At 43.7% G+C, this 12,393-nt stretch carries 17 protein-coding genes; 4 read left to right on the top strand and 13 right to left on the bottom strand.

Annotation, left to right across the window (positions count from 1 at the left end):
- Positions 1-20 precede the first annotated feature (20 nt).
- Both ACSW3C_RS15835 and ACSW3C_RS15830 read left to right on the top strand, forming a co-directional pair.
- On the top strand, positions 21-1,184 hold the full coding sequence (locus ACSW3C_RS15835) for an acyl-CoA dehydrogenase family protein (protein ID WP_486563758.1): 1,164 nt from the start codon (positions 21-23) through the stop codon (positions 1,182-1,184).
- A 4-nt stretch (positions 1,185-1,188) separates the two neighbouring features.
- Complete coding sequence (locus ACSW3C_RS15830) at positions 1,189-1,746, top strand: SLOG family protein (RefSeq protein ID WP_486563757.1); 558 nt, start codon at positions 1,189-1,191, stop codon at positions 1,744-1,746.
- A gap of 270 nt (positions 1,747-2,016) precedes the next feature.
- Here ACSW3C_RS15830 and ACSW3C_RS15825 read toward each other — a convergent pair whose 3' ends face one another.
- Both ACSW3C_RS15825 and ACSW3C_RS15820 read right to left on the bottom strand, forming a co-directional pair.
- Positions 2,017-2,157 (bottom strand): hypothetical protein, encoded by a 141-nt coding sequence (locus ACSW3C_RS15825; protein WP_486563756.1) that lies wholly within the window; start codon positions 2,155-2,157, stop codon positions 2,017-2,019.
- A gap of 143 nt (positions 2,158-2,300) precedes the next feature.
- Positions 2,301-4,091 carry a S9 family peptidase gene (locus ACSW3C_RS15820; protein ID WP_486563755.1) on the bottom strand — a complete coding sequence of 597 codons (1,791 nt, stop codon included), beginning with the start codon at positions 4,089-4,091 and terminating at the stop codon, positions 2,301-2,303.
- 188 nt (positions 4,092-4,279) lie between these two features.
- On the opposite strand from ACSW3C_RS15820, the gene ACSW3C_RS15815 reads away from it, so the two are divergent.
- The gene (locus tag ACSW3C_RS15815) at positions 4,280-4,555 is read left to right on the top strand and encodes a DUF4190 domain-containing protein (RefSeq protein WP_486563754.1); all 276 of its coding nucleotides are present in this window, start codon (positions 4,280-4,282) and stop codon (positions 4,553-4,555) included.
- Between the two features lie 40 nt (positions 4,556-4,595).
- On the opposite strand, the gene ACSW3C_RS15810 is transcribed toward ACSW3C_RS15815, so the two are convergent.
- From ACSW3C_RS15810 to ACSW3C_RS15800, 3 genes are all read right to left on the bottom strand, one after another.
- A complete protein-coding gene (locus tag ACSW3C_RS15810; protein ID WP_486563753.1) occupies positions 4,596-4,991 on the bottom strand; it encodes a DUF4870 domain-containing protein in 396 nt (131 codons plus the stop codon).
- Positions 4,992-5,046: 55 nt separating this feature from the next.
- The gene (locus tag ACSW3C_RS15805; RefSeq protein WP_486563752.1) at positions 5,047-5,763 is read right to left on the bottom strand and encodes a hypothetical protein; all 717 of its coding nucleotides are present in this window, start codon (positions 5,761-5,763) and stop codon (positions 5,047-5,049) included.
- Between the two features lie 640 nt (positions 5,764-6,403).
- The gene (locus tag ACSW3C_RS15800) at positions 6,404-7,198 is read right to left on the bottom strand and encodes a VLRF1 family aeRF1-type release factor (RefSeq protein WP_486563751.1); all 795 of its coding nucleotides are present in this window, start codon (positions 7,196-7,198) and stop codon (positions 6,404-6,406) included.
- A gap of 147 nt (positions 7,199-7,345) precedes the next feature.
- Here ACSW3C_RS15800 and ACSW3C_RS15795 point away from each other — a divergent pair, with 147 nt between their 5' ends.
- The gene (locus ACSW3C_RS15795) at positions 7,346-7,504 is read left to right on the top strand and encodes a YfhD family protein (RefSeq protein ID WP_238079941.1); all 159 of its coding nucleotides are present in this window, start codon (positions 7,346-7,348) and stop codon (positions 7,502-7,504) included.
- Positions 7,505-7,608: 104 nt separating this feature from the next.
- On the opposite strand, the gene ACSW3C_RS15790 is transcribed toward ACSW3C_RS15795, so the two are convergent.
- Genes ACSW3C_RS15790 through dnaN form a run of 8 tightly spaced genes read right to left on the bottom strand, consistent with a single transcriptional unit; the run spans position 7,609 to position 12,375 of the window.
- A complete protein-coding gene (locus tag ACSW3C_RS15790; protein WP_486563750.1) occupies positions 7,609-8,157 on the bottom strand; it encodes a GNAT family N-acetyltransferase in 549 nt (182 codons plus the stop codon).
- A 43-nt stretch (positions 8,158-8,200) separates the two neighbouring features.
- Positions 8,201-8,563, bottom strand: coding sequence for a cupin domain-containing protein (locus ACSW3C_RS15785; RefSeq protein WP_486563749.1), 363 nt, complete (start codon positions 8,561-8,563; stop codon positions 8,201-8,203).
- Positions 8,563-9,033, bottom strand: a complete 471-nt coding sequence (locus ACSW3C_RS15780; protein ID WP_486563748.1) for an NUDIX hydrolase — start codon at positions 9,031-9,033, stop codon at positions 8,563-8,565. Before ACSW3C_RS15780 ends, ACSW3C_RS15785 begins: the two co-directional genes overlap by 1 nt.
- Positions 9,034-9,035: 2 nt before the next feature.
- A complete protein-coding gene (locus ACSW3C_RS15775; protein WP_486563747.1) occupies positions 9,036-9,446 on the bottom strand; it encodes a VOC family protein in 411 nt (136 codons plus the stop codon).
- Position 9,447: 1 nt separating this feature from the next.
- On the bottom strand, positions 9,448-9,894 hold the full coding sequence (locus tag ACSW3C_RS15770) for an ASCH domain-containing protein (protein WP_486563746.1): 447 nt from the start codon (positions 9,892-9,894) through the stop codon (positions 9,448-9,450).
- A gap of 12 nt (positions 9,895-9,906) precedes the next feature.
- A complete protein-coding gene (locus ACSW3C_RS15765; RefSeq protein ID WP_486563745.1) occupies positions 9,907-10,749 on the bottom strand; it encodes a nucleotidyltransferase domain-containing protein in 843 nt (280 codons plus the stop codon).
- Between the two features lie 5 nt (positions 10,750-10,754).
- Entirely contained in the window at positions 10,755-11,234 is a 480-nt protein-coding gene (locus ACSW3C_RS15760) for an NUDIX hydrolase (protein ID WP_486563744.1), read from the bottom strand.
- Between the two features lie 16 nt (positions 11,235-11,250).
- The gene (gene dnaN / locus ACSW3C_RS15755; RefSeq protein WP_486563743.1) at positions 11,251-12,375 is read right to left on the bottom strand and encodes a DNA polymerase III subunit beta; all 1,125 of its coding nucleotides are present in this window, start codon (positions 12,373-12,375) and stop codon (positions 11,251-11,253) included.
- Positions 12,376-12,393: the final 18 nt, after the last annotated feature.

The following is a 12,393-nucleotide window of genomic DNA, read 5'->3' as shown; positions in this document are numbered from 1 at the left end:
GATTGGATGTGTATTCAGTAATGAGGAAAGAACTTTTTATAAAATCGGAATTGCAACGAGAGTGGGTAGCAAAACTTGCTCATTTAAAGGAATCAATTCAAAGCAATGCGGATGAAAACGATCGTCTTTCTAAGTTCCCTCGGAAGACAATTCAAACTCTTGTAGATATGGGCTACACCAAGCTTGGATTGCCGAAGGTATACGGGGGAAGCGGGATGACTGTCTCCGAAATGATTATGTTGCAGGAGACTTTGGCTTCATACGACGGTGCGACCGCGTTATCAATCGGATGGCACCAGGGAGTGGTCGGGGATTTATATGAACATCGGGCATGGAGTGAAAATCTTTTAGATCAATTTTCCATTGATGTACAAAACGGAGCACTAGTAAATCGGGCTGTCAGTGAAGCGCAAACTGGCAGTCCTACGAGAGGTGGCCGGCCTCAAACGATCGCTGTCCCAGTAGACGGCGGCTGGAAAATTACCGGCCGGAAGACCTTTACCTCTATGTCACCTGTATTGACCCATCTTCTCGTCACAGCTTGGGTGGAAGAAAAAAACGGGGTTGGAACCTTTTTGATCAAACGCTCTGCAGCTGGTATATCGATTGACCCAACATGGGATATGGTCGGTATGCGTTCAACTGAAAGTCATGATCTGGTACTCGAGCAAGTATTTGTGGAGGATGAACAGCTGGTTGAGTTTAACACTGCGCCCCGTTCAGAAAAGCTGAATGGCTGGTTATTGCATATCCCGGCTTGCTACCTCGGAATTGCGCAGGCAGCACGGGATTACGCAGTCCATTTCGCTGCTCATTATTCACCAAACAGCATTCAAGGGACAATCGCCACTTTGCCAAATGTCCAGGCGGCCATCGGGCAAATGGACTTGGAATTAATTAAAGCCCGCCATATTTTATATAGCACAGCGGAAGCCTATAACGATCTTTCCAGAAGAGCTTACATGCAGCAGGAACTCGGGGTGGCGAAAGTGGCAGTGACGAATTCAGCCATTTCGATTGTCGACCAGGCCATGCGCATCGTCGGGGCAAAAAGCTTGGAAATGTCATGCCCGCTCCAGCGTTACTACCGCGACGTCAGAGCCGGTTTGCATAACCCGCCGATGGATGATATGGTCATTTCCAAACTGGCCGCCCTCGCGATTAATGAGGCCGAGAGGAAGTGATCAGATGCTGAAGCGGCTTGTCATTACTGGATATAAAGCGCATGAACTCGGGATCTTCAACGATAAGCACCCGGGCATTCCAATTATCAAGAAAGCGGTGGAAAACAGGCTGTTGCCACTAATTGAAACGGGTTTAGAGTGGGTGATAATCAGCGGTCAGCCTGGCGTTGAGACATGGGCAGCGGAAGTTGCGATCGATTTACAGCTCGAATATCCAGAGCTCCAGCTAGCGGTGATTACGCCTTTTGAGGAACAAGAGAAAAATTGGAACGAGGCCAAACAAGAGGCCTACGAAAATCTGATGATCCATGCGGATTATAACGTTAGTCTTACGAAACGTCCGTATGAGGCACCTTGGCAATTCATCGAGAGAGATAAGTTCCTCCTGCGCAACTCAGATGGGCTGCTGCTTGTATATGATGATGATAACGAGGGGTCGCCCAAATTCATGAAGAAAATGGCAGTCTCCTATGCCGAAAAAAGTGCTTACGAAGTAATTACCATTACGGCAGATGATTTACAGTTGGTAGCAGAAGACATGCAGCGGCAGGATTGGAATTGAGTAGACAGATGGGTAAGCACCCATCTGTTTTTTGTTAGGTATTATCCTTTCTTGAAGAGTGGAATGAGGTAGAAGTGAATGGGCATGTTGTATTGAGGAATTGAACGCCATTAACTCCGGATATACGCCAATATATCGAAGTGAACGCCATTATCTCCGGATGTACGCCAATAAATCGAAGTGAACGCCATTAACTCCCGCTGTACGCCAATAAATCGAAGTGAACGCCATTAACTCCGGATGTACGCCATTAAAACGAAGTGAACGCCATTAACTCCGGATATACGCCAATAAATTGAAGTGAACGCCATTGACTCCCGCTGAACGCCAATAATTCCAATTGAACGCCAATATAACGAAATGAACGCCATTATCTCCGGCTGAACGCCAATATAACGAAATGAACGTCATTATCCCTGGCTGAACGCCGATAAACGAAGTTGGCGCGCAGCACCCAACCAGATTTACGAATGGGTTTACTGGTTATGCAGAAGTCTGCAGGGCGCACCAAAAAAACAGCCTAGCGCATCTCTCTCGCTAGGCTGTTATTCCATTCATTTTTGATGTTTCTCCAGAAACTCCAACATGCGGCTGTATACAGTAATTTCATTCTCTTTTTTCGAGAAACCATGTCCTTCGTCGTCGAGCACCAAATATTCGACATCCCGCCCGAGGGCTTCCAGTTTGGCTACAATCTGATCAGATTCCTCTTTAACGACACGAGGATCTTTAGCGCCTTGGATGACGAGCATCGGTTTAGTCATGCCGTCTAAATAAGTAACAGGTGAGTCCTTTTCAAAACGCTCCTTATCTCGCACCGGATCGCCAATCCAGCGGTCCATGATCGGCTTCCAATGTGGAGGAACAGACTCGACAAAGGTGAACAAATTAGAAACGCCGAAGATGTCGACGACCGCTTTGAAGTAGTCTGCATGTCGACCATGCAATAGCAAGGCCATATAGCCGCCATAGCTGCCACCAACGAGGAATAGCCGTTCCCGATCCGTATGGCCGTTTTCAATAAGCCATTCAATGCCGGCGATGCAATCTAGACGTGGCCCCTCTCCCCAGTCCCGCTCCACCATCTTTGTGAATTCGGAGCCATAGCCTGTACTGCCTCTGAAGTTAGGGGCAAAAATGGAGTATCCTCTGTTCAGGAAACATTGGAACATGGATCGGAACATCTTTCTTTCTGCTGCCTGCGGACCGCCATGCGGCCAAAAAATAGTGAACCCATTATCCTGTTCGGCTTTTGGTTTGAATAATAATGCTTCAATTTCCAGACCGTCAAATGATGAATACGTTATAACTTCTGGTTCTACCATCTGCTCTTTATTCACACCAAGCACCCGGTTTTCCGTCAACTGCTTCCATTCCTCTCCGTCGGATGAACAGAAGATGTTCAAAGGAACCGTTGCACTTCGCCCCAACAGATAAACGGCTCCAGACTTAGCTACTTCTAACTGATCCACTGTGTCAATCGGAAGTGAACAAGACTTCAAGGTTTTCGACTCGACCTCATATTGATATAGTTTATCGACAACTCCATGTGAAGTTGTCAAATAAAAGATGTTCTTTTCTTTAACCCAGTTGATGGATCCTACACTCTCCCCGCTAATTTCTAATTCCTTCGTAAATGTTTGTGAAGGAATATCGAATTTAGCTACATAGGAAAAGTCACTATCATAGTCTGTGATGAAATAGATCGTATCGTTATCGATAAAGAGCGGATTAAAAGACACATGCACTTGATCAGGATCCGGAGTCAGATAAATCATTTCATCCCCGATTTTCACAAAGCCAATCACATACGTATTCGCAAGCGAACTAACATACACTAACTTTTCTTCATCCTTTGATACAGCTGCCAACTGAGTGGGCGCCTTATCACCGAGATGCAACAGGATGTCCTTGCCTGTCTTCAAATTACGCATATGGGTGTTCAAAAAGTTAGGATTGTCTTTTGAAGTGACATAATAGATACGTTCTCCATCGTCACTTACATAACTAAGAAAGAACTTTTCACTTGAATCCCCTGTGATCAAGTCCTCTGGTAAACCACCCTCGAATGGCACGGCATAGATTTGATAGTTCTCATCCCCATCCCGGTCAAATCCAGCCAACACATAACGGTTTTCCGGATCGATTTCAATAAAGGCGCAGGACTCATCCGCATGAGCAAATAAATACGGATAGGTTTCAGGCAAATCCATCGCCCATAAATTCATTTTTCCATTCATATTCGTGTTGAAGATCAGGCGTTTTTCATCTTTGCTGACGGCAAAGTTTGTAATCGTGTACGTCCTAAAAAATTGTTCAACTGTCGGCTTCGTAAATTGAATCATCTCATCACCCCTGAATTATTAAAAAAGTAGTACAATTCTTCCTCTTCCATTATAACGAAAATAGATCAGTGAAACTAGTAACCCTACTCATTCGTACAGTACTAACATAGACTATGGAAAAGGGATATTTCCTAGTACAAATATGGTAATATAGAAAGAAAAGATTTAGTGACTTGGAGGTGAATCGTGTGCAACAACCGCAAACCATCCAACAACGTCCGGAAGGAAACGGCCTGGCTGTCGCAGCCCTCGTTCTCGGCATTATCGGAGTCGTACTTAATTTAGTTATCATCATTCCTTACTTTTTAGGTATTTTAGCAATCATTTTCGGATCTGTGGGACTAAAAAAATCGTATGGCCGTGGAATGTCAATAGCCGGTATTATTTTAGGATCTGTTGCTCTCTTGATGAAAATCTGTTTTTGGATACTGATTTTTATTCTGGGCAGTATAGGAGACTACTAATTCCATTGCAGAAAAAGCGATGACGTAGCTGTCATCGCTTTTATTTTGCCTGGTTCACTTGCTTTTCAGCCATCTCTCCGATAATTGGAAGCTTGTAGTAGTTTCCATTATATGCTTGATACATCATGAAAATCATGATGGCAAACGCAAGCAACGATATGAGGAAACTAAAGATCAGACCAATGATAGGCAGGAAACCTAACACAATATTGATCAAGAACACTGCAACCGCTAAAAACAAAGATTGGAATGCATGATAGCGGATGAAGCGGTTTTCTTTTTCAATAAAAAGGAATACAATGCCGATAATGAAGATGTAGCTGAGCATTCCTCCAACATTAGGTGTTAAACCTATTGTTGTTTTCTCCGTTTCTTCCATTACTGCAGGCGCCTGCTCCAAATTCGGGTCCTCTCTCTTTTGTTCGCCTTCGCTCAATCATTTCCCTCCTCATTTGACTATATTGAGCGGACGCCTGTTTCATTCCTCTATCTCAAGTGTCATCTGAATGTTTTACTGGGCTTCTTTTCAGCTTAGCTGCGTAGAGCGTAGTCATCTTGTATCCCTTCTCTATCTTCTCCGCCAAATCATGGCTGCGTTCATAGATGATGGATCGTAGATGGTCCATTTGCCGTGCCATTTTCTCCAGCATCCCTTCTTGCCGATCAAGCCGGCTGGTCATTTCTAGTTGGGCTGCTGTTTGTTTCTCGAGAACTTCGGCAACCCTCTGTTGATCCTTTCGCTGTTCTTCCATTCTCACTAATAATTCATCATGCAGCTTTTGTGTGTCTTGTAAACTTATCGTCAGTTCCTGGTTCGAGCGATGTATGGTTTCAATTTGCCCGATTAGCTCCTGCTGTTCGGCTTGTTTTGAGAAGAAAGATTCGTGCAATAGCTGATTTTGTTCCTCTAATTTTACCAATCTTTCTATGACATTCTCTTCAAATGCCGCTTCTTCATATTGCTGCTCCCTGAGCTCCTCTAAGCGATAAGAAACCGATGACCATCGATCCTTTTGTTTTCGTTGCTCTTTCGTCAATTTCACTGCCAATTGGTGTATGCTCTCGCGCATCTCCTCGTCAATCTTCCGCTGATCTGTCTTCCACTCCGTAAGTGGATCATAGCTACAGCAATCCTGATTGGGTTCATGTATGGATTCTTTATTCATAAACATCTGTGGATGTTGTCGGCCATTCATAAAAAGTCCCATATCAATTCCTCCTTTGCCCGTATCCTATGCACTTTCCTATATCTGAGGTGATTAGTACTGTGGCTTCAAACAGAAAAAGACTGCCCGTAAAGGCAGTCCCAGAGCGTAGACAAAAGCATATTAATTTGTTGTGGCGTATAAAAATAATATACACCCGCTACTTACATTTAGATTCCTAGTAAAGTTGATTTACGCTTCTGGCGTCGCTTTCCGGGGGGGCGGGCGGTAAGCCTCCTCGTCCGCTACGCTCCCTGTGGGGTCTCACCTGTCCCGCTGATCCCCCAGGAGTCGACGCCTTCTGCTCCAATCAACGGATGTTCTGCTAACAAGGTATGTTGTTATTAATAATTAATATGATGGACCTCGTATAAAAGAAGTTTAGAGAGTCTTCATGTATTTACTCAACAATTAAGAAATTGTATTAAAGGCAGGGAGCGCAACGAAGACTCCTATGGGAATAGCATGAGCTGAAGACCCCGCAGGAACGGAGTGACGAGGAGGCTGAAGCCAAGCCCATGGAAAGCGAAGTTGCGCTCACTGCCGATTGGTTTATGCAATTCTATTCATCTCAAAGTGACTTTGTCTACAGTCTGAGACTGCCCGTAAAGGCAGTCCATTCCCAAGCAATTCTTTTTCCAGTTTATCGTTCAAAAACCTGATGCAACACCTTACTCGGTTCCATATTGATCAGGTTCTTATAAATGCAGTTATTCGGTTTCTGACGAAGCGAACCCGCAAACGATTTTGCTAGATCTGCTTCACCGACTACGTAAAGCTCTCTCCATCCTTTTTCCTTCCTCATATTTTCTACAATGGTACCCATGTCTTTATAAAATCGATCTAGATTTTCTCGGAGTCTTTGATCCAAATCATCAACATGGCTTCCACCCGTTCCACGCTGGTTGGCTGAGTTCAAACCTTTCTGCTCTCTCCACACGTCCAAGCCCGAGTCGAAGGAATAAGTCTTTTCATCATGGACAAAGCCCATGGCAGTATCCAGAATACGCACCTCACCAAAGCTTGGCAAGACGACGCCTGCTTGCGGGTACGCTTTCATCATATATTCAAATTGCTCCGTAACCGGGTGGTTTTCCCAATAGAAATTGGTTTTTACAGGGATTTGAACATAATGGACTGACCAAAGTTCAGGGTTCTCTGACGCAAAAATAACGACTCCTTTAAGCAAGTCGTTTTTATGGGCATTGATTTCCTCGGCCACTTTAGCTTTTACTTTCTCAAATGCTTTTATTTCCCGTTCGTCTTTGGATGCTTTCAAATATTCATCCAGTCGTTTTAAACCATTTTTCAATTGTATTTTCCAAGCACCGTTCTGTTGCTCCGGGTCCGCAGGGTTCGTGTTCAAATAGACGGTTAACACGCATCGATGATCACAGTGAAAGTCTTGTAAGGCTTGAAGTTCCTTGCTAATTGACATGTATACTTCGACCTCCTTGAGATTACTTAACTATTCTTATACCCTATGAAAATTAGAATAAACCAAATAATCTACTTTTTATTCTCCGTATAAAAATTTCTCTCCATGCCATATTAGTGAGGACAATATCGAAAGGATGATGGCAAAATGGGAAGAGATAATCACAATAATAAAACAGGCAAAAATAGTGCTTCATTGCCACAAACACCTAAAAATCAAAAAATCAATTCCAACGATATGAAAGAAGAAATCGCAAGTGAAATGGCTGAACTGCATCAAGCGAAGAAGAAAAAGAAATTTAGATGATCGATTTCTTTTTGGTGAAAAGTAATTGAAACAACACGAGCCGATCACCCTCAAAAAGGATAATCGGCTCGTCACTAATTGATTTTGCAATTTGAATCTGATGATCATAAGCTGTCATTCCATTCGTGTGTCAGCACTCCAAACAACAAGGAGTCTCTCCAGTCATCCCCAATTCTGAGATTCTGGCGCAAATGCCCCTCCTTTATCATCCCCGCTTTCTCAAGTACTCGGGCGGAAGCGATGTTGCGAGGATCACATGTGCCTAAGATACGGTGCAAGCGCAAGGAATGAAAGCCAAATTGAAGCAAAAGGCGGGCAGTCTCGGATGCAAGTCCCTGTCCCCAAAAATCAGGGTGAATAATGTAGGAGATTTCCCCTTCCTGATTCGAGAGGCTGCGGATATTTACTTCTCCGGCACCTACCAGTTTCTGCTGTTGCAAATGAATGACCGCGAAAACGAATCGGGTACGCGGAATTCTCTTCGCATCTTCTATTATTGTTTGGACAAACTCAAACGAATCCGTTACTGTATTTGGTCCCCACGGTTGATAGCGGGAAACCTCTGGTAAGGATGCATATGAATGAACATCTATCCAGTCATCCAATGTCAACTCTCTCAGGCATACCTTGGAACCTGTTAGTTCACCATTCATGGTCTATCACCTTTTCTGTCGGCTGTATGATCAGCTAATTCAATTAATTTAGTGAAACTAAATAGTTATTAAGAAATGGTTCCAACCCTTGTGATTCCACAACCAAAGCTGTCATTCCTTCAGCAGACTCCGTTTCATGTTCTTCCCCTTTGTCCCAAAAGACGATGTCTTCCGCTTTCACGTTTATCCCGGATTCATATCCTGTACGTACCCAACCTTCCCCTTCCAAAACGATCAGCAATTGTGGAACGGCCGCTTCATGGTAGCCGACAATTCCGTCTACACCAAGCTCTATAATGGCAACATGAGTAGGAGCATCGGTCATTAAAATTTTGCGCAAGAGCATTTTGGAATTGTATTGGGAGACTTCTTTCCCCTTTATTTCAGCTGTTCGAAAGATCTTCATTAAAGTTCCTCTTCCCCTTCACTTAACAAACGGAAATAATCTTGAATCATTGGCAGATCAGGCGGGCTGCAATTTACGGGGAGTTCATTCGGATAAAAAAATTGCACATCTAACACTTCATCCGAATTTCCTTGCAGCAAACCATCATACTGCCTGCAAATGTAGGTAGCGACAGCGTTATAGACTTCGTCACCGTGAGGATAACGGTAATAGAATTCTTTGCCCGAATAAAAATTAAATGGGATTAGCTCGATAGCTGTAAGATTTGTTTCTTCCAACATTTCGCGTTTAGCCACTTCCTCCAATGTTTCGCCAGGTTCCATCGTCCCGCCTGGCAACCCCCAACAATTGTTATCCGACCGCAGTTGCAAAAGCATCCGACCGAATTGATCAATTACAATTACATTCGCACCGGCCAGTATAATCGGCCGCGTGCCAACGAGTTGCCTTATCTCCCGGACATACCCCATCGTTATGCCCTATTTGCTTTGAACGAAGGACTCAATTCACTCCACACATCAAACAGATTGCCATCGGGATCCGAAAACACAAAGTTATTCCCGGCATGCCCTCTGTCTTCAATGTCACCGACTGTCACACCCAGGTTTTGCAGATCCTTCTGCAATTCTCGTAACGCAGACTCTCCATCTACTTCAAAAGTGAGGGAAAATCGCTTTGACCCCTTTGCATCCATAAAATTGGCCGATTCGTTTTCTTGAGATTTTACAAGAAAAAAACTTTGATTCGCCAAATCCAAAATCGCTTTGTCCTCATCTTCATAATTCAATTCTGCACCCAAATTTCCGACATACCATTGAGCGGATTCTTTCACATTTGTTACGGGAATATAAGTTGTCCCGACACGCAGCAGCTTTTCTGTCATATTAGTCTCCTCCTTTGACGTCTATCAAGGCAAATCGTTCACAAACTAGGAGCATTTCGTTGGAGTAGGGCAACCCGGCATTGCTCATTTCTTCCTTAAAAAAACGTTCATGAATATGTCTCCATTCCTCATACGTTCCTTCCCCTTCCGCTAATGCAAATACCTCATTGACTTCATTGAAAGGAATGAGTGATACTTCTGTAGTCTTAATGATGGCGACGGGTTCTTCCGAACTGTTTAAAACGATACTATACTCATTTACCTCCGGCAGCGGCTCATTTTCCTTTTCATACAGCACGTATGCCGAGCAGGTAGCGGTCTTTTTTCCACTGATAACTTTTTGCGCAAGTGCATCCGGCGTATCTCCAAACATCCAGGCGCTGACCGAATCAGGCTTTTCCTTGGATCCCCAGTATTGATCCCAATACTCTTTCGCTGCTGAATTCATTTTGAATCCCTCCTAGATGATCATTTCGATAATTCTGCGGCATCTCTCTTCTTCTGAATGGATACCAAACTTCTTACTTATATCAACGTTTAGTCGATAAAACTCTGAACTTAGATTGGCTATTGTTTCTAAAATATCTTTCTGATCCCTTCGGCAATCCCATTCAGCCAGTTTCACTAATTGCCAATCTTTCAACTGGCTTCTGGTGCCTTCTATTTTTGACCAAACACCATACGAACTCTTTAGATGAATCCCCATTTCCATGTACCAACCATAGGCTATCAGCCATCGAAGGCGATCTATATTGGAGAGCGCACTGTACATTTCTCCTCTCATGGTAGAACGATAGGCTTCATGAAGAAATGCGAAAACCTTTCCCCTCCACCATTCTATATCCCTTAAGTCCGGAGTATATTTCAGCTTCTCTACCTCTTCGAATATCGGAGTTAGAAGGCTATACGGGTCATAATATACCTGCAAGTCTTGTAGCCAAATGGATGGGGAAATATCTTCTATTACTTGGTACCATGAGTCTACTTTCACGAATCCTTCATAATGGGTCACAATAACAGGAGATACAGGGGAAGCTTCCTCGTAGAATAAAACATCACCCCACTTCGCAGCACGTGCTCTTTTTGATTCAATGAATTGTTGTTGCATTGCAGGGTTAACAATTACATGAAGGTCGATATCTGAATAAAGATCATAATTACCCCTTGCTAAGGAGCCTCCCTCAAAAACAGCCATGACTCCCGTGTCATTTATCAAGTCATCCAAAGCTTTGTCTATCAGTTGCTTTCGGTACTTGGGCAATCCCAAATCCCTCTCATGAAACTTGACTAATGATACCGACATCCTTATCAACTCCTTAATTTCACCAGTACATCCCCATGTTTCTGCAAGAACTCCTCCAATACCGTATGGTGGCTTCCAACAATATTGTCTGGCAGTTCATGTGGATAAAAATATTCAAACGCCATAGATTCCTTCGGATCGACAACAAGTTTGCCTATGATGGCAGTGGAATAATACGCCGCAGTCACTACGTAGAACTCGTCTCCATTTTCAGCTGTAATGAATTGATCAGGACCTGAATAGACATTGATTAACGACATATCGCCTGCCGTCAATCCTGTCTCCTCCCACAATTCTCGTCTCGCGACATCTTCCGTTGATTCACCAAGTTCCATCAAGCCACCCGGCAGTCCCCAAGCCCCTTCCGGAAATTTTCGTTGTTGCATTAAAATCCTGCCTTGCAGGTCAACCGCGACAAGCACGGAACCCACAAAAATCATGGGCCGATGCCCAACCAGTTCTCGGATTTCTTCTATGTATCCCATATTTTTGCTCCTTTCCTCACACCCGCAATGGAGATAATAATTGCAGTGTGGAATGCTGATCCTCTGGTCGAATTAATGCCGGCTTCATCAAACCATTGAAGCCCATTATAATTTTCTTACTGCTAATCCCTCTTAAGGCTTCCAATAAATATTTTCCGTCAAACGTCATCTGGACTGGTAATTGGCCCTCCACTTGAAGGATGTTTTGAACTTCTTCCAGTTCACCGATTTCAGTTGATTTGGAGGTTATTTTCATTTGATCATGTGCAGTAATTTCCAAACGGACATTGTTATGCTTCCATTCTCCTGAAAAAAGACATGCTCGATCGATTCCTGTTCTAAACTTTTCAGTATCTAAAACAATCGTTGTCTGAAATTCGGTTGGCAGCAAAGATTCTGTCTTCGGATAGATGCCTTCCAGCAAAACAGAATAAAGAACGGAATTTTCACATTGAAAAACGGCAAATTGTCCGTTTTTACTAATTCGAATCATAGCTGTTTCGGGTACCTTTAAGTTGGACAGCTCTGACAAGGCTTTATTGGGAACAATGAAATTGTCTGCCATTGAGGAAGTCGCAGGGATGACAGCCTGGGCCAAACGATGTGAATCAGTGGCCGTACAGATGAGTCTGTCTCCTTCTGCCTGCATATGTACACCCGTCAAGACAGGCTTTGAATCGCTCTTAGATACAGCAAAAACAGTTTGACTGATGGCTTTCTTCAGCTTTCCGAATGGCAATTCTATCGTCTGCATTGGTGGAAAATCAGGCAATTCTGGATAGAGGACATCACCATAACCGGACAGTTTTGTTGTAATCTCCTCGGATGAGACCGTTATTTTGGAATCTCTTATCGATACTCGTATGGTGCCAGGCAATTTCCTTAGTAGCTCTGCAAAATATTTTGCCGGGACAATCCCCTGTCCGGTTTCTATTATTGTTATAACTGTTTCCCCTTCTACTTGCTGAGGAATCATCTTTTTAATAAATATCTCTGTGTTGCCTCCAGTCAATGTCACGCCACTTTCTCCCGCCTCGATCTTCAAGCCAGTTAGAACCGGTAAGACGCTTTGCGACGGACAAACCTTGACGACCTCTGAGACGACAGAAGAAAATAATTGTTTCTGAATGACAAATTCCATGGAAAGACTCCTCTACTA

The sequence above is a fragment of the Sporosarcina sp. AD_1 genome (genome assembly GCF_057373025.1).
The sequence above is the reverse complement of the archived record's forward strand: the minus strand, read 5'-3'. Positions and strand labels throughout refer to the sequence as shown.